The sequence below is a fragment of the Oscillatoria nigro-viridis PCC 7112 genome (assembly GCF_000317475.1).
Classification (GTDB): domain Bacteria; phylum Cyanobacteriota; class Cyanobacteriia; order Cyanobacteriales; family Microcoleaceae; genus Microcoleus; species Microcoleus nigroviridis.
The window spans coordinates 2,851,902-2,869,454 of sequence record NC_019729.1 but is presented as its reverse complement, the minus strand read 5'-3'; the positions used below and the strand labels follow the sequence as shown (position 1 = coordinate 2,869,454).

Annotated in this window: 10 protein-coding genes and 1 pseudogene; 8 read left to right on the top strand and 3 right to left on the bottom strand. The window is 43.7% G+C overall.

What is annotated here, in order from left to right; all coding sequences use genetic code 11:
- Positions 1-29: 29 nt before the first annotated feature.
- Positions 30-641, bottom strand: a complete 612-nt coding sequence (locus OSC7112_RS37005; protein ID WP_223300650.1) for a transposase — start codon at positions 639-641, stop codon at positions 30-32.
- Positions 542-901, bottom strand: a complete 360-nt coding sequence (locus tag OSC7112_RS40950) for an IS630 transposase-related protein (RefSeq protein WP_041622479.1) — start codon at positions 899-901, stop codon at positions 542-544. Before OSC7112_RS40950 ends, OSC7112_RS37005 begins: the two co-directional genes overlap by 100 nt.
- A gap of 291 nt (positions 902-1,192) precedes the next feature.
- Between OSC7112_RS40950 and pirA the strand changes: the two genes are divergently transcribed.
- The 6 genes and pseudogenes from pirA (at position 1,193) to OSC7112_RS12135 (ending at position 9,884) form a co-directional block, all read left to right on the top strand.
- Positions 1,193-1,342, top strand: coding sequence for an arginine synthesis PII-interacting regulator PirA (pirA, locus tag OSC7112_RS39650; RefSeq protein WP_015176177.1), 150 nt, complete (start codon positions 1,193-1,195; stop codon positions 1,340-1,342).
- A gap of 797 nt (positions 1,343-2,139) precedes the next feature.
- Positions 2,140-3,204, top strand: a pseudogene (locus OSC7112_RS12155) (ISKra4-like element ISOni1 family transposase).
- Positions 3,205-3,625: 421 nt separating this feature from the next.
- Positions 3,626-6,544: an ATP-binding protein gene (locus OSC7112_RS12150; protein ID WP_041622498.1), complete on the top strand. Its 2,919-nt coding sequence runs from the start codon at positions 3,626-3,628 to the stop codon at positions 6,542-6,544.
- A 17-nt stretch (positions 6,545-6,561) separates the two neighbouring features.
- Positions 6,562-6,930: a response regulator gene (locus OSC7112_RS12145; RefSeq protein ID WP_015176175.1), complete on the top strand. Its 369-nt coding sequence runs from the start codon at positions 6,562-6,564 to the stop codon at positions 6,928-6,930.
- Between the two features lie 69 nt (positions 6,931-6,999).
- On the top strand, positions 7,000-8,322 hold the full coding sequence (locus OSC7112_RS12140; RefSeq protein WP_015176174.1) for a hybrid sensor histidine kinase/response regulator: 1,323 nt from the start codon (positions 7,000-7,002) through the stop codon (positions 8,320-8,322).
- Between the two features lie 167 nt (positions 8,323-8,489).
- Positions 8,490-9,884 carry a hybrid sensor histidine kinase/response regulator gene (locus tag OSC7112_RS12135; protein ID WP_015176172.1) on the top strand — a complete coding sequence of 465 codons (1,395 nt, stop codon included), beginning with the start codon at positions 8,490-8,492 and terminating at the stop codon, positions 9,882-9,884.
- 262 nt (positions 9,885-10,146) lie between these two features.
- Here the strand turns inward: OSC7112_RS12135 and OSC7112_RS12130 are convergent, their stop codons facing one another.
- On the bottom strand, positions 10,147-11,514 hold the full coding sequence (locus tag OSC7112_RS12130) for a TldD/PmbA family protein (RefSeq protein ID WP_015176171.1): 1,368 nt from the start codon (positions 11,512-11,514) through the stop codon (positions 10,147-10,149).
- 448 nt (positions 11,515-11,962) lie between these two features.
- On the opposite strand from OSC7112_RS12130, the gene OSC7112_RS12125 reads away from it, so the two are divergent.
- Both OSC7112_RS12125 and OSC7112_RS12120 read left to right on the top strand, forming a co-directional pair.
- A complete protein-coding gene (locus OSC7112_RS12125; RefSeq protein ID WP_015176170.1) occupies positions 11,963-16,243 on the top strand; it encodes a PAS domain S-box protein in 4,281 nt (1,426 codons plus the stop codon).
- A 261-nt stretch (positions 16,244-16,504) separates the two neighbouring features.
- The gene (locus OSC7112_RS12120; protein ID WP_015176169.1) at positions 16,505-17,362 is read left to right on the top strand and encodes a DUF1361 domain-containing protein; all 858 of its coding nucleotides are present in this window, start codon (positions 16,505-16,507) and stop codon (positions 17,360-17,362) included.
- The last annotated feature ends 191 nt before the right edge of the window (positions 17,363-17,553 follow it).

Here is a 17,553-nt window from a genome sequence, read left to right as displayed (position 1 = left end):
GCCCTTTGAGTAAATGTTGGGAGATATAGTCATTTCAAATAAGTATGAGACACTCTTTCTGCACAATAAGCACGAATAACTTCATCAAGAGATGTGCCAGGAGACGCATACATTTTAGCTCTCTTTAATGCACTAAAATCATGCTCAATATCATTTAAGTCAGGAGAGTATTTTGGTAAAAAAAGTATCTGATGGCCTGCTTCCTCCACCAGGAGCCTAATTGCTGTCTTACGATGAATCGGTGCATTATCCATGATTAATATTGATGGTATTGTTAAAGATGGCAATAAATATAAAGCTAACCACCCTTCAAAACTTTCTGCATTCAAGCTCCCTGTAAAGACCATAGGTGCAATCAAGTCCTTGTTGCCTTTTCTTCTTCCTGCTACTAAATTTTCTCTTTTTCCGCGTTTTCCTTGTCTCTCCCCATATACTTTTCTCCCTTTTTTTGACCACGCATAAACACAAGCATGAAACTCTTCAAACCCTGACTCATCAATAAATACAAGGCTTTTACTCCCATGAACTTTAATTAAAGTTCTCAGTGTTTGGTAGTATTGTATTCTTTCTTCTCTATTCCTTTCTCTATAACGAAATTCTTTTTTTTTATCGTAATTTTCATTTTCTTTAAGGCATAGCATATGGCACTCGCTCTCACCCCGAATTTCCTTGCTCTTTCTATTAATCTTGCTTCGGGATTTTCTTCTACATCTTTTCTGAGCATTTCCCAGTCTATCTTTCGCTCACGGTGTTCTACCTTAGTGGCTCGAAGGTCTTCCCTCCCTAGCCATCTGTATATTGTTGCTCTTCCTACTTTAAACAGGGCGGCGGCTTTGGTTATACCCCCTCCATTTTCCACATAATCCACTACTCTTTTTCTTAAATCTAGACTGTATGCCATTTTTCGGCTCCGAGTTAACAATTTTTCTTGATTTTACATCATCTTGCATTTGTCTCACATTTATTTGAAATGACTATAAGGAGAATTTCTACTTCAGCCTTCTGCAGCTCTAGCGTTCTGCCTTTTTTTTATTGTCAAGATATCCCTATTGACTTATGGCCAATCTTATACAGTAGTGTGGTCGATCGGTCAACAACTGTAAATTTTTTGTAAATTTAGATACTTTTTGGAATTTAGCGCTATATTAGAGAAGTAGCAGGTACACCAAATTTAATATAAGGAACGTCCACCATGAACACAAATCGTCAAAACGTAAAAAAACTAGCAGAAACCCACCGCGCTAACATTCACAAGCAACTGATGCACCGCATAGAAGTAGCGAGATCCAGTGGCAATCAAGATTTGGTTCGGGTGCTTGAAGAGGAAATGAGACAGCTTTAAAGAAGTTGCAACTAGAATTTGCCCGTAGTTTGGTTTAGAGGGTTGTGCGAGAAATGTAGAATTCCGGCAACCGCTACCTGTGAAGTTTTGACTCCTCTCTTAGTTGGTAGGAAAAACCCCGGTTTCTTGAAGAAACCGGGGTTTTTTTATGGAGAAGGAAGAAGGAATAGGGAACACTCCTGCACGCATAAACTCTATCTGTAGAGTGCGCCTCGTCCCAAAAAGTCTGTACTAATAGCTGATTGAACCATTCATTTTTTGCGTAAGTTCTGAAGTCAGAACGAAGAAGGAAGAGGGAATAACAAGACTTACGCTGCATTCCTTCTATTTTGACACTATCTGTAGTAGTAAGGTGCGCCGAGGCCCACTGTACTAATTAACTACAGGATTTACGCAACAGGCACATGGTGAGGGGGCGATCGCCCCCTCACGCATCACTTTAAGCAGTCCGGGGCACTGACAAGCGGACAGTCGCGACTAACAACCAAACTCAATCCAGCACGAATAACGTACACTCATGTGTGTGCTATTCGTTGGAAAATTGAGCAATTTCGTAGGCAAATCAAGCAACTAACCGGCAGATAATATTGGCAGTGCAGTCAAGATAACCTTCAAATAAATCATATTGCTTGCGCTTAAATTGTGTGGGTGAGGCGCTCAAAAATCGATCGGATAAAACAGGTCAAATAATATATAAAATTAAACACAGGGGGTGCATCTCACTTTTGCGAATGTGTCAAAAAAGAGTTAAAATGAAAAAGCTAGTAAAATCGTCAAATAAAGATGAGGTAAATAAAATGACACCCTCAGACCAACAACAACTAAAAGCCCACTTAAAAGCGGTAGCAAAAATTCTTTACAGAAATACAGAGCCAACCGAGTTAAAAAGTTTTGAAAGTATAGAAAAATCAGTCCGTCAGAAAATGTTATCAGAAGTTGGTCCAGAAATAGGTAACTTTTTTTTTCAGCAGTATCAGGAATTCAAACAGGAAAACCCCGAAAAATAAAATCAATAATCGGCTCGCTCGACATTACAGATAATCAGGCAAAATATTTTGGCTTAAAAGCTTACAGTCAATTGAGTCCACTGATGGAAAATTGCTGTCTTTTAATCACTGCTAACGAATCTTATCAAAGCGCCGAAAAAGATTTGGAAAAATTTACGGGGATCAAAATTTCTCACAGTACATTACAAAGATTAGTCAAGCGACAAGAATTTGAATTGCCTACATCTAAACAAGGAGTCAAAGAAATTACATTGGATGGCGGGAAAGTTAGACTACGCAACGCAACCAAGGGCGAGAGCTGTTACTGGAAAGACTATAAAGCCGTGTGTTTAGATAATATTTATGCGGGAGCGTTTTTCAAAATAATCAAGATTTAATTGATTGGACTAATAGCCAAAATTACTACATCCTATGTATTGCCTCGGAGATGGCCATGCCGGAATTTGGAACATATTTAAAGAAATTGGAGACAATGAACAAAGACAAGAAATTTTAGATTGGTATCATCTCAAAGAAAATCTCTACAAGGTAGGGGGTTCAATAAAACGATTGAAATTAGCCGAAAATATGTTATGGCAAGGCAAAGTTGATGAAGTTAGAAATTTATTTAAAGACTTTAAAAGTCAAGCATTTAAAACGTTTTGCAATTATTTAGAGACCCATCGCTGCCGAATAGTGAATTACCAATACTACAAAGAAGAGTCCATAAGTTCGATTGGTTCGGGAACAGTTGAATCAACAATTAAACGCATTGGATTAAGGGTGAAAATATCGGGAGCGCAATGGAATATTGAGAACGTTTCCTCAATCCTGGCTCTTCGCTGTGCTTATCTCAACGGTCAACTTTCAATTTGATGTATGTGCCAAAGTGAGATGCACCCAACACAGGCTGCTATCAAATTATTTAATATAGCAACTAAAAATTCCCGATATTCTGATGTTTATTGTCTAATTTTAGGGTGTTGGTACAGGGAGTTGTGGCATTTGCGTAAGTCCTACCCAATTTCTATGTCATGCCTGAAATCCCTAAACACCCAACGACTTTGCCGAAGCCTCAGCGGCATGGCTAAAAGAACGCGAAATTAGCAAAAGTCAGAAGTCAGAAATAAAATGTAATATTGAAGATGGATAGAGATGGATTTTTATGGTTGACTGGGAAATGCAGCTTTGCCAAAATTTAAGACTAGCAAAAAGGCTTAACGGAAAAAAGTTAAAAGCTATAAAGCTGAACATCAGGGTGGCGACAGCAAAATCCCCAAAATAATAGATAAAAGTGATGGCGACAAACATCCGACACCAGCAGGAAAACGGCTACCACTCAGAACCAACTCAGCCTTCCCTAAGAGAAAATCTCCCGAGGCGATCGCTCATGCGCCTGCCCCGAAGCCTGAGTGCCGTGGAAACATCGGGCTTTGGTCTCACCGGTCACGCCAATTGGTTTACCATCGCCACAGCGATCCAAGCAGCGATTGGACCTAGCGCCATCTTCGTCTGGTTGCCCGGTATCCTGATGGGCATAATGCTCAATCTACAGGTAAAACGCATCGGTGAGTATTTCCCAGACATGGCTGGGGGAACGCCCAACTATACCGCCCGAATGCTGAAAAATTATCCGGGTCTGGGAAGTTATGCAGCGATCGGCTACTTTTTAAGCTGGGTAGCAACACTGCCAATTTCTGCGATCGTGCTGACGCAGCTCATCAAAGTCAACCTCAATAGTTTAGGTTTTAGCTGTCCTGAAACTTTACTAAATATTACCTTCACGCTCTTACCCTTCATTTTGACATTCAGCGGCACCCGCGCCTTAAGTATTCTCCACGCCTTTTTCGTGTTGCCGACAGTCGGCGTACTATCCGTTTTTTCCATCCAGGGTCTATTCTGGTTAGCTTTTTCGTCAAACAGTCCCGGCTTTTTCCCCACCATTTGGCCGGAATTCACCTTTATTGACTGGGCTAAATGGTTTTACTTTGCTACCTACATCTTCTACTGCTGTGACTCCGCCGCCAGTTTCGTAGCCGATAGCCGCAACCCTACTAAAACCTTGCAGTTTCTCAAAATTTCCGCACTGGGGATGCTGCCTGTGATTTTAGGAGGTTCCTGGGTACTGATGCGCTTGGCTACCGCTCCCGATCTGAAAGATGACGTATTCTTGAATGTATTAGCTGCCTGTCAGGTATTATGGGGGCCCTGGGTTCCCACCCTTGTCACTTTTCTAGTAGTCGCAAGCTGTCTTCTGAGTTGCGCGACAATTGTTTCCAACTGCCCCCGGATGCTGTACCAACTTGCCGTAGATGGGCATATTTCGCCAACATTCGCAGTTGTATCCCGACGGGGTGTATTTGGATTTGGGCTGGTCTTTGTTTTGGTTCTGAGTTTAATCTGCCTAGCTTGGGGAAATGTGCCTCGGCTTGTGGCGATTACTAATGTTGGCTTAGTTCTCTGCCTGATGATGTTCCATCTCTCACTGTGGCTGCGGCGGGATCGGCCAGAAGTTCGCTGGCCTTGGTGGTCGCTGGGCTTTTTCGCAGTAGATGCGGTGGTTCTAGTCGTAGGAGGCTTAGCTTGGGGTTGGCAAAACTTTATCATTGGGTTGTTTTTTCCCCTTGGCGTTTTAGCAGTGGATGCAGGGATAAGTCGCATTGCCTTTGCCCCTTTCCATCCCTCGTGGTGGATTCGGCTTTACCGCAACAGAAGCAAGAGCAAAATGCCAGATTTTGTGGCGTTTCAGGTTGTAATTTTGATCTTGCTGATTGTGAGCGCCGTCGCTGTAGGCTGGATGTTTGGCTTCAAATTATATGCTAACTCTACTGTTGGCTTGAATTTATTCGTAGTGCTACTGGTGACAGTTGCTTTTATTGGGGTGGCAGTTGCCTGTTGGACGAGCTTACCCCAAGTCGTCTCAATGGACGAGGCACGAGAGGGCGCAGAACAGCTATTTACTATTGCCCTGGATGCTATTGTAGTGCTGGATGAAAATGGTGTAATTCGTCAGACTAATCCCGCTGCTGAAAGCGTCTTCGGAATAGGGGCTCGTGGGCTAATTGGGTCTCACCTAAACAAATTACTACCCGGATTAGGGGTTCAGCCAGAGCAGTGGCTCAGTCGCAGCGAACAAACTTTCAATTTGTCCGATGGTAGGTCGCGCATTCTGGAAGTTGCCATCTCCGATCGATTCTCTCAAGACGCTTCCCTTTCCAATCAGGATCTTCAACAATATGTTGCGATCGTCCGCGATATCACCGATCGCAAGCAAGCCCAGGAAGCCCTGCAAAAAGCTAATGAAGAACTAGAAATCAAAGTCGAGGAGCGTACATCTGAGCTCACCCATAGTGTGGAGCAACTGCAGAATGAAATTGAAGAGCGCCAGCGGATCGAAGAAAATCTCAGAGCGATGCAAAATCAGATTATCGTCCAAGAAAAACTCGCTTCCCTGGGCAGTTTAACAGCAGGAATTGCCCACGAAATCAGAAATCCCTTAAACTTTGTCAACAATTTTTCCGAAGTTTCTGCTGAATTAACCGAAGAAATTTTGCAAGAAATTGAAAATCAAACAGAACGCTTAGCTCCCGATAGCAGGGAGTATATTACTGAGCTATTAACCGATCTAAAAGCCAATCTCCAAAAAATTAATCAACACGGTCAAAGAGCCGACAGAATCGTCGGCAATATGCTTTTGCATTCTCGCGGACAAAGGGGTCATTGGGAAGCCACAAATATCAATAGTTTATTGGAAGAATATGTCAATCTAGCCTATCACGGGATGCGAGCAAAGGAGGCTGCTTTCAACATGATTATAGCAAGCGATTACGATAATAATATTGGCCAAGTAGAAGTCGTGCCACAAGACATCTCCAGGGTTTTTCTGAACATTATTAACAATGCTTGCTATGCAGCCCATAAAAAGAAACAAGAAATCGGAGAAAAATTTTCACCCCAGCTTGATGTCAGAACTCGCAATCTGGAATCGGCGATTGAAATTCGCATTCGCGATAACGGCCAAGGTATAGAACCAGAGATTTTTGATAAGATTTTCAATCCTTTTTTTACTACAAAGCCTGCGGGGGAAGGTACTGGTCTAGGTCTATCTATGAGTCACGATATTATCATCCAGCAGCATCGCGGAGACATTAAAGTGGAAACAGAAGTAGGAAGTTACACAGAGTTTATTATCACGTTGCCGAAAAAAACAGCCTAATTTAAGGAGTAAAAAAAATGAAAGTAATGGTTGTAGACGATGAGGAAGATGTTCAGTCTTTGTTCAAGCAAAAATTTAGAAAAGAAATCAAAGCAGGGAAAATAGAATTTCATTTTGCACTGTCGGCAAAGGCTGCATTGGACTACTTAGAAAGCCATAAAAACCAGTCCATTGTCTTGATTTTATCGGATATTAATATGCCAGGGATGAATGGGTTAGAACTGCTCAGAATTACCAAAGAAAAATTTCCCGATCTAAAAATTTTTATGATTACCGCTTATGCAGATGAAACAAATTACCAAACCGCAATGGCTTATGGCTCGGATGACTATATTACCAAGCCCGTTAATTTTGACGAATTAAAAGAAAAAATATTCACAATCTGAAGGAGCCACAATTAGCTGAGTAATAAAAATTAAATAACTTGCACTCACCAACATAAGTAAGATAGAAATATGCCAATTAAAATCCTATTTGTGGATGACGAGCTTGATTTAGAATTCCTGATTTGCCAAAAATTTAAAAAAAATATCCGTACAGAAGGATGGCAGTTGTTTTTTGCCCATAATGGCGTAGAGGCGCTGGAACAATTGAAAGAACACCCGGATATAGATATGGTAGTGACCGACCTTAATATGCCTGAAATGGATGGCCTGACTTTACTATCTAGACTTAATCAAATAGACCTACCCCTGAAAACAATAGTTATATCAGCCTATGGCGACATGAAAAATATCAGAAATGCGATGAACTTAGGTGCCTTTGACTTTTTAACCAAGCCGATAGATTTTCAGGATTTAGAAATTACCATCAAAAAAACGCTGCGCGATGTGCAACAGCTAAAAGAAAACCAGTATTTGCGGCAATCAGAAGCTTGGGCTAGAGAACAAGCTCAGGATTTACAACAAATTCTGCAAGAGCTAAAAAAGACCCAAGCTCAACTAATTCAGACTGCAAAAATGTCTTCTTTGGGTCAACTGGTTGCGGGGATTGCCCATGAAATTAACAACCCCGCCAACTTTATCTACGGCAATATTAGCCACGTCAGGGATTATATCCAAAAGCTACTGAACCTGCTACATCTCTATCAGCAGCAGTACACTCCTCCCAGTGTTGAGATTCAAACTGAAATCGAAGCCATAGATTTAGACTTTATGATAGCAGATTTATCCCAAATTCTGGCTTCGATGAAATGTGGTGTTGACCGCATTCACAAGATTGTTTTGTCTTTACGCAACTTTTCTAGGCTGGATGAAGCTAACATAAAGTCTGTTGATATTCACGAAGGGATCAAAAGCAGCCTCCTGATGTTGGATAATCGACTTCAACCAACGAGAGCGCGTCCAGAAATTCAAGTGTTTGAGGAGTACAGCAATCTGCCTTTAGTGGAATGCTATGCTGGAGAACTCAACCAGGTGTTTATTAACATTTTTTATAATGCGATTGATGCTTTAAATGAGTACAATAAACAACAGTCACTAGATGACATCTTCGCTCCCCAACTAGCCATTACTATTCGCACTGTTCTGCTAGAGGAAAACTCCCGTGTCGTCATTCAAATTCGGGACAATGGGCGGGGAATGACCGCAGACGTGAAAGACCGCATTTATGAACCTTTTTTTACTACTAAGCCTGTAGGTCAGGGTACTGGTTTGGGTCTCTATATCAGCTACCAAATTATAGTGGAGAAGCATGGGGGCGCATTGAAGTGTGTTTCAGAGGTGGGGGAGGGAGCGGAGTTCTGGATTGAAATTCCAATCAGACAAACTAAGGCTTAACTTGAGTTGAGCTAATAAATCGGCCTCTACCCAACGAGAGAGCCTATTACAGCCGTCCGGTTTGCAATTGTATAAATCAGCCTTTTCATTACTCATGCCATAATCTATAATAAAACTTAAAGTATATAAATATTATTCTGGTAAGTTAATTAATCAAAGGAGAAAAAATGTCGGAAACAACCGAAAGGGTTCGCAATATACCAGCAAAAATACTTTTTGTAGATGACGAGCCAGATTTAGAATGTTTAATTTCCCAGAAATTTAGAAAAAAGATCCGCACAGGAGAATACCAAGTTTTTTTTGCACATAATGGCGTAGAAGCGCTTTCAAAGTTGCTAGAACAGCCGGATATAGATATTGTACTGACAGATATTAATATGCCAGTCATGGATGGCATGGCTTTGCTAGCGAAACTTAACGAGCTAGTTACTATGGTCAAAACAGTAGTTATATCTGCTTATGGCGACTTGGGAAATATTAGAAAGGCGATGAACGGTGGGGCCTTTGATTTTTTGACTAAGCCTATAGATTTTCAGGATTTAGAAATTACTATTAACAAAACATTGCAGCACGTGCAAGAACTAAAAGAAAACGAACGCTCGCGCCAAGAAAGAGAGGAGAAATTGCGACAATCAGAAGTGCGAGAGCGAGAAAAAGCTATCCAACTAGAACTCGCAATGCAAAATTTACAGCGCACCCAAGCTCAGCTTATTCAGACTGAGAAAATGTCTAGCTTAGGACAGTTAGTTGCTGGTGTTGCCCACGAAATTAATAATCCTGTTAATTTTATTTATGGCAATTTAACTTATGTCAATGAGTACAGTCAGAAGCTATTGGATTTAATCAACCTTTACGAACAGTACGATGCCAACAATCACCCGGAAATCGAAGCTTTAATTAAAAACATAGAGCTAGATTTTATCAGAGAAGATCTGCCTAAAATGCTATCTTCGATGAAAGTAGGGGCTGAACGTATCCGTCAGATTGTGCTGACGTTGCGGAACTTCTCGCGCCTTGACGAAGCTGAGATGAAACCCGTTAACATTCACGATGGCATCGACAGCAGTATAGTCATTTTGCAGAGTCGGCTCAAGCCTAAGCCGGAGTGTCCACCTATTCAAATTATTCAAGAATACGGAGATTTGCCAAAAATAGAATGTTATGCCGGTCAGTTGAATCAGGTATTTATGAATTTGCTGAGCAATGCAATTGATTCCTTGAATCAGTATGATAAAAAACGCAGCCCGGAGCAAATTAAAAACGACCCTAGTACGATTACGATTCGTACTTCTATGCTGAATCACGATTGGGTAAGAATCAGTGTGAAAGACAATGGGCTGGGGATAACAAGCGAGGTAAGAACCCATCTATTTAGTCCTTTCTTCACAACTAAACCTGTGGGTCAAGGCACTGGGTTGGGATTATCTATTAGCTATCAGATTGTGGTGGAGAAGCACGGCGGAGATTTGAAGTGTTTATCACAGCCAACAGAGCGGGGTGCAGAATTTGTGATTGAGATTCCCATTAGGCAGAATAATCGGGGAGAGATGAAGGAAAATTAAGGGGAATAAAATTGGCTCAAAGAACGCGAAATCCGTACAAGTCAAGCTTATTCGTTGTGCGAATTGATGTGCGGAAATTTACACCTTTGGTAACGGTAGCCTCCGGCATGGCACTCAGCGGGAGTGAAAGTAAATACCAGATTTTATGTCGGTTGTTAACTTGTCAGTAACCCGGACTGGTTAAGGTGAGGGCGTGAGCAGGCCTTCACCTTAACCAGTTGCGTAAGTCTTGAACTAATAATTAATGACTAAGGACTAATGATTATCTTCCTCCGACTACAACATTTTTAATCCGCAGATGGGGGCCGCCGACACTTACGGGCAAACCGCTCTGGCCGCCTTTACCGCAACCGCCGTAGGCATAAACCGAGTCGTTTCCTATAGACTCAATATCCTTTAACGTCTGAAATACATTGCCGCTTAAAGTGACATCGCTGACCGGTTCGGCCAATTTTCCGTCGCGGATCATGAACCCTTGAGCAGCCGCAAAGGTAAACATTTCACCGTTGGTTTGTCCTCCCAACATCCGCACTGCATAAACTCCTTCGTCAATGTCGGCAACCATTTCGTCAAAAGAATGTTCGCCAGACTCGATCGCAGTATTAGTCATCCGCACCAAAGGCATAAAAGTAGCGCTCAGAGCCCGGGCATTTCCCGTCGGACTTTCGCCCATTTTGCCCGCAGTCTCGCGATTGTGCATCCGAGTCGTTAAAACTCCATTTTTAATTAAATGCTTGCACTGAGCCGGCACGCCTTCGTCGTCGTATTTCAAAGTTCCCGGCAATCCCGGCACTGTTGCGTCGTCAATTACATTTAATTGTTCGATCGCCACAGGCTTGCCCAAAGTCAACAATTCCTGCATTTTCGGGTTTTCGTAAATGCCGTCTGCTTCCGACAAATGCCCGAAAGCTTCGTGAATAAAAACCCCCGACAAATAAGGGTCTAAAATCACCGGATACTGACCGCCTTTCACCGATTTTGCCTCTAGTTGTCCTACAGCTCGAACGGCCGCACTCTTAACACGATCTTCAATATTTGTCAAGACATCGTAATCCGATCGCGAGTGAATCGACTCAAACCCTTGGCGGACGACACCGCCCTCGCCGCGGGCGATCGCTCCGAAACGCCCGGTCACGTCCAAGCGCTCTTGAGCGATGCAAGTGCCTTGAGAATTCACAAAATAAGTAACCCCGAATCTGTCGCTGTAACCGGCCATTGTCGTCTGAATTCGCGGGTCGTAATCTAACAGCAACTGGTTGTAAGATTCGAGCAATTTCCGCTTTTGTGCTAGAGTAATAGAGCGCGGGTCGCGGCCCAATTCCACCGCTACATAATCTTGAATCGGGGTGACATCTGCTAGTAGAGTTTTTTCGCTGCCAACCAAACGAGACTGCACTACAGCTTCTTCAATGCGGTCTTTTAACTCAGCTAAACCGTTAAAAGTTACAAAACTCCAGCCGCCTTTGTGACAGGCGCGGATGCCGCCGGCGAGACTAAAACTGCGGTTGACAGCATCTAACTGAGGGCCGCGAAAACTAATCGCAGTTGACTCGCTTTGTTCGAGGCGAACTTCCAGATAATCCACGCGATCGCGGTAAGGTGCGATCGCTTCCATCAACTGTTCTTGCATCAAATTGCCCCTATGAATGATTAGCCGTAGCGCTGAAAAAAATTATTCCTAACCCTATTTTAGCTAATAACTCCCGTATTTCGGGTGGGCGTGCCGCACCGCTGCGGTGCGGCACGCCCACCCTACCCGATAAATGGCGAGTCAGTCGATTTTAGATTTTAGATTTTAGATTTTAGATCGATCCGTCCTAAGCCTGCTTTCGGAATGAATCCGGGGGCTTATAACCGCATTACTTTCGGTCAGTCGATTTGAGATTTAAAACTTTGTCCGCAGAATGGATGGTTAGAGGCAAGCCGATCGCCGACATTCGGCGCGCGTCCTAGAACACAACAAACTCGCGCCCGCTTGCAAAAAGCCCGGTATGCCGAAAATCTTGCATTTGCCTAGAGAAACCAAACTAAACTAAATCTATCTAAAGATCTAAAAAATATACCTTAACCGCCGACAGATGGAATACTTTAAGGTGAAAAAATTCCAAATTTCACCGTATTTAGCAGCAATTTCGGCATCAATAGCAATTTTGGTCGGAGTTAGCATTTTAGATCGATCGGAACAGCGGCGGTTTTTTGAGTACAACCGCGCTACCACCCTCGATCGGCTCAGCACAGTCCGTTCTAAGCTGGAAGGCTCTTTGAATGCCCGCCTGTATTTGATGCGGGGTTTGGGGGCTTACCTTTCCAACAACCCAAACATCACCGAAGCCGAGTTTGCAGCGACGGCGAGAATTCTGGTGGCACAGCAAGCCGGCATTCGCGCCATAACTTTAGTTAAAGGCACGACGGTGGCTTACATTTATCCGCGGGAGGGAAATGAAGGGGCGATCGGGGTTGACTTGACGGCGCTACCCGAACAGCGGCAAATGGTCAAAGAGGTCATCCAAACCAGAAAAACTTTACTTGCCGGGCCAGTGAAATTATTGGAGGGGGACGAGACGTTCATCAGCCGATCGCCGATTTTTCTCACACCCTCCGGCGCCGAGCCCGAAACAGGAGTTTATTGGGGCTTGACAGGCTTGATCCTCGACAAAAATTCCCTAATTGAGGAAGCAGGACTCAACGACTCCTCAGCGAAGCTGCAATACGCTTTGCGGGGCAAAGACGGGAAGGGAACATCCGGCTCTGTGTTTTTCGGTGACGGGTCAATTTTCGATCGCAATCCCGTGCTGCTGGAAGTGACTTTGCCCAACGGTTCCTGGCAGTTGGCAGCAATTCCGGCGGGAGGATGGGCTGCGAATTCCCCGTTTCGGGGGTGGCTGCTTTTTGGAGGCGACTTGCTGGCACTTTTGACTGGGGTCGCAGTTTTTAGCTGGGTGTACGGCCGTGCGAAACTGCGATCGAGCGAAGTTAAGTACCGGCAATTAGTTGAGAATGCTAACAGCATGATTGTGCAGTTAGACAGTGAAGGCAAGATTACTTTTTTTAACGAGTTTGCTGAAACTTTTTTCGGTTATGCAGAAGCAGAAATCATCGGCAAAAGTGCGATCGGCACAATTATACCGAAAACAGATTTCTCCGAAAGTGACCTCGCGGCAATAATTCGAGACTGTTTGGCACAGCCGGAAAAATACTTCCAACACGAAAAGGAAAACATCCGCAGCAATGGAGAAAGGGTGTGGATAGCGTGGACAAATAAACCTTTACTAGATGCGAATGGAAATTTGGCAGGACTGCTTTGTATCGGGACGGATATTAGCGATCGCAAACAAGCTGAAATCGCCCTCCAAGCTTCGGAATCGGAACTTCGAGCTTTGTTCGCTGCCATGAACGACGTAATTTTGGTGATTGATATTGAGGGACGCTACCTGAAAATTGCCCCGACAAATCCCGGACTTTTATACAAACCGTCGGCAGAACTTGTCGGCAAAAAAGTCAGCGAATTATTCGAGCCAGAAATTGCAGATTTTTGTCAGGAGCAAATTCGCACCGCCCTTGCTACAAATCAAACCTGTACTTTTGAATATAACCTGGAACTTGCCAGCCTACACAAGTGGTTTGCCGCGACCATTTCGCCAATGAAAGAAAACGCGGTTCTGTGGGTGGCCCGCGACATTACGGAGCGCAAGCAAGCTGAAAATTGGTTGACAGGTCAAAAACAAATTTTAGAAATGATTGCTAAGGGCGCAACTCTTGGCGCTACTTTAAATACTTTAGTTGAAATTATCGAACAGCAATCTAGAGATGTCATGGGTTCGATATTGCTTCTCGCTCCAGACGGCGAACATTTACTGCATGGAGCCGCGCCCAGTTTGCCCGAGAGTTACAATGCTGCTATTCATGGCAGAGCCATCGGCCCGGATGCAGGCTCCTGCGGGACTGCTGCCTTTACCCGCCAACAGGTGATCGTTACAGATATTGCCAGCGATCCTTTGTGGGAAAATTATCGCGATTTAGCATTGAGTTTTGGACTGAGATCTTGCTTGTCTACTCCTATTTTCTCATCTCAGGGTCAAGTTTTGGGAACTTTTGGAATGTATTATTCCCAACCGCGGTACCCCAAAAAAATCGACCTGCAATTGATAGAAGCCGCGATGAATTTAGCAGGAATTGCGATCGAACGCAAACAGGCAGAAGAAAGTCTCAAACAGCTCAATCAAGAACTAGAAAGTAGAGTCAAACAGAGAACTGCTCAATTGATGCAAACTGAAGAACGCTGGCAGTTAGCACTCAAAGGGAACAATGACGGAATTTGGGACTGGAACTTGCAAACAGGGGAACTATTTCTGTCCGATAGATTTAAGGAAATCACCGGATACGACGAACACAGCCCCGTTGTCGATTACTTTGACGAATTGAACAAGAGCACGCATCCCGACGATTTAGCCTTAGTAATGCAAGCTCTCCAAAACCATTTAAACAAGAAAACGCCGCATTACATCATCGAATACCGCTGCTGGTGCTATAACAGCGTCTACAAATGGATATTGAGCCGGGGACAAGCTTTGTGGGACGCATCTGGAAAAGCAGTCCGAATGGTTGGTTCAATTACTGACATTACGGAGCGCAAACAAGCAGAGGAAGCACTGCGGGAAAGCGAGGCAAAATTTCAAAAGCTGTCGGCTAATTTGCCGGGAATAATTTATCAATTTTTGTTGCGTTCAGATGGATATTCCAGTTTTCCTTATATCAGTGCTGCTTGCCGAGAACTATTTGAGTTAGAACCAGAAGATGTTCTGCAAAATGCGGCTCTGATCGGAAATTTGATTCATCCCGACGATCTCCAAAATCATGACGAATCTGTTGCTATTTCTGCCCAGGCTTTGCAACCTTGGCAGTGGGAAGGACGGTTCGTGCTACCTTCAGGCAAGATTCGCTGGTTTCAGATCAATTCGCGTCCTGAAGCTAAGGAAAACGGCGATATTCTTTGGGACGGCATCGCCGTTGATGTTACGGATCGCAAAGAATCTGAATTAGCTTTGCAAGAAAGCCAGCAGTTCATTAAAAAAGTAGCCGAGGCTACTCCCGGTATTTTGTATCTCTACGACTTGGAAGAACAGCGGAATATCTACACTAATAATTCACTGCTTATGATTTTGGGCTATACGTTTGACGACCTTACAGCGATGGATTCGCCACTCATGCCTCAGTTAGTACACCCGGACGATTTGCCGAAAATTCTCAAATATCACGCCAGCTTTGTAGGAATTGAAGATGGCGAAACTAGAGAAATTGAGTACCGGGTACGGGCAGCAGACGGTCAAATTTTATGGCTGCAAAGTCGGGATACTATTTTTAGTAGGAATGCGGACGGTCAGGCTAAGATAATAATTGGAGTTTCCCAGGATATTACGACTCGCAAGCAAGCAGAGGAAGCACTGCGGCAAAGCGAGGTACGAGAAAGAGAAAAAGCTCGAGATTTAGAGTCAGCGCTGCTGGAATTGCGCTCTACTCAAACTCAGCTCATTCAAACAGAAAAAATGTCTTCTTTGGGGCAATTAGTGGCTGGCATAGCTCACGAAATTAATAATCCAGTTAACTTCATTCACGCTAACATTGATTATCTCAACCAGTATACAAAACAGTTGCTGGATCTGGTGAGTCTTTACGAACATGAGTATCCCGAACCTAGTTCAAAAATTGTGGATCGCATTCAAGAGATAGATTTGGATTTCATGGCTGAGGATTTAAGAAAACTTGTGGGTTCAATGCAGGTAGGAACCGAGCGCATCCGGCAAATTGTGTTGTCCCTCAGAAATTTCTCGCGGCTGGACGAATCCGCAATGAAGCCGGTCGATATTCACGCGGGAATTGAAAGCACTTTGTTAATTTTGCAGCACCGCTTGAAGAGTCGGGACAGCCGCCCGGAAATTGCAATAATTAAGGAGTTTGGAAAACTGCCACTGGTGGAGTGCTATGCGAGCCAACTGAATCAGGTGTTTATGAATATTCTTGCTAATGCAATTGATGCTATTGAAGAACGATATCACAAGTTATCGCTTCCACAATCAGAGACAAATAGTGGACGGATTGCTATTTCCACGGGTGTAACCCTCCAGAACACTGTTAGGGTAGAAATTTCGGACAACGGTACGGGCATTTCCGAGGGGATAGTCGATCGAATTTTTAACCCGTTTTTTACTACAAAAGCTGTGGGGAAAGGTACGGGGTTGGGAATGTCTATCGCGCACTCGATTGTGGTGGAAAAGCACAAGGGGAAGATAGAGTGTATTTCTTCCATAGGATGCGGAACGACTTTTAAGATTGAGATTCCGATCGACAAAGTGTATAAATAGTAGGGGCGTCAGTCGATTTTAGATTTTAGATTTTAGATTTTAGATTGACTCCGCAGTGGTAGGGTGGGTCAGTCGATTTGAGATTTTAGATTTGAGATTTTAGATTGACTCCACAGTGGTAGGGTGCATCAGCATTTCTTGATTTTCAGGCGCAGCGCCGGGAGCCAGAGGCTGACTCACCCTACAAGTTAAGGACTAAAATAGACGGAAGCTGCGAATGAAGCGGTGCTGCATCAAACCTTTAATTGTATAAAAATTGACATGATGGGATTAATCCTGGAAGCGCTGCAAGCAATGGGACACAATGTCCGCTGGATGTCTTGGAATTTGTTTTTGGCTTTAGTACCGCTGGGGCTGAGTTTTTGGCTGTTCCGCAAACCTCGATCGCGCTGGCTGCTGTGGGGTACGGGCATTCTCCTGGGCGCTACTTTTTTGCCCAGTACGCGCCATTTTTTAGGCTATCTGAAGCATATTGTGCAAGATGTGGGCAAAACTTACGTTTTGGGGGCGATCGCGATTACACTGGCACTGATGGCTTTAGACATCTGGGTACTGCGGCAGCGCGGAGTTCGCTCTCTCCGCTGGTGGGGCGGTTTTTTCTGGTTGATCGCATTTTTACCCAATGCGCCCTACGTTTTAACTGATATCATTCACCTGATCGAACAGATTAAAGAGGGGAACTCGGTGTGGACTGTGACTTTAGCTTTGATCCCGCAGTATCTGGCGTTTATGCTGGTCGGCTTTGGGGCTTACGTGCTGTCGGTGATGAATTTGGGTTACTATTTGAAGCAACAGGGTTTGAGTAAATTTATCCTGGCAACGGAGATAACTATACACGCACTTTCGGCGCTTGGCATTTATTTAGGGCGATTTATCCGCTTCAACAGTTGGGACATTCTTACTAACCCCGATGCGCTGGTTAACACCGTAATGAACGATTTGATTGGCAAGCGTCCGGTTTTAGTAATGGCTGTAACTTTTGTAGTAATTGCTGTTTTGTATTGGGTAATGAAACAAGTAATTTTAGGAATTAGCCAGCGATTTTACAGCAGTAAATTGCAGTCGGAGTTGTCCGGCGAAAGCGCGACTTCTTCTGATGCCATCGATTTGAGATTTTAGATTTGAGATTCAAGAATTGACTCCACAGATGAATCTAAGAACTTGAAGTAACCTCCAAACTTTTTTTGTCTCCACCGCTTAAGTCGGAAAACACGTTTCCGTCTGTGGGTGAGATTAATTTTTTCGCGAAACTCCCAAATAAATTACTGCCGCATTTTGTCACAAGACTTGATATGTTAGAAGAGTCTAAG

Bases quoted from the DNA above. Each gene is read 5' to 3' on its own strand.
- OSC7112_RS12130 (WP_015176171.1), bottom strand. From the start codon at position 11,514: ATGCAAGAACAGTTGATGGAAGCGATCGCACCTTACCGCGATCGCGTG.
- OSC7112_RS12145 (WP_015176175.1), top strand. From the start codon at position 6,562: ATGAAAGTAATGGTTGTAGACGATGAGGAAGATGTTCAGTCTTTGTTC.
- OSC7112_RS12135 (WP_015176172.1), top strand. From the start codon at position 8,490: ATGTCGGAAACAACCGAAAGGGTTCGCAATATACCAGCAAAAATACTT.
- OSC7112_RS37005 (WP_223300650.1), bottom strand. From the start codon at position 641: ATGCTATGCCTTAAAGAAAATGAAAATTACGATAAAAAAAAAGAATTT.
- OSC7112_RS40950 (WP_041622479.1), bottom strand. From the start codon at position 901: ATGGCATACAGTCTAGATTTAAGAAAAAGAGTAGTGGATTATGTGGAA.
- OSC7112_RS12120 (WP_015176169.1), top strand. From the start codon at position 16,505: ATGATGGGATTAATCCTGGAAGCGCTGCAAGCAATGGGACACAATGTC.
- OSC7112_RS12150 (WP_041622498.1), top strand. From the start codon at position 3,626: ATGGCGACAAACATCCGACACCAGCAGGAAAACGGCTACCACTCAGAA.
- pirA (WP_015176177.1), top strand. From the start codon at position 1,193: ATGAACACAAATCGTCAAAACGTAAAAAAACTAGCAGAAACCCACCGC.
- OSC7112_RS12140 (WP_015176174.1), top strand. From the start codon at position 7,000: ATGCCAATTAAAATCCTATTTGTGGATGACGAGCTTGATTTAGAATTC.
- OSC7112_RS12125 (WP_015176170.1), top strand. From the start codon at position 11,963: ATGGAATACTTTAAGGTGAAAAAATTCCAAATTTCACCGTATTTAGCA.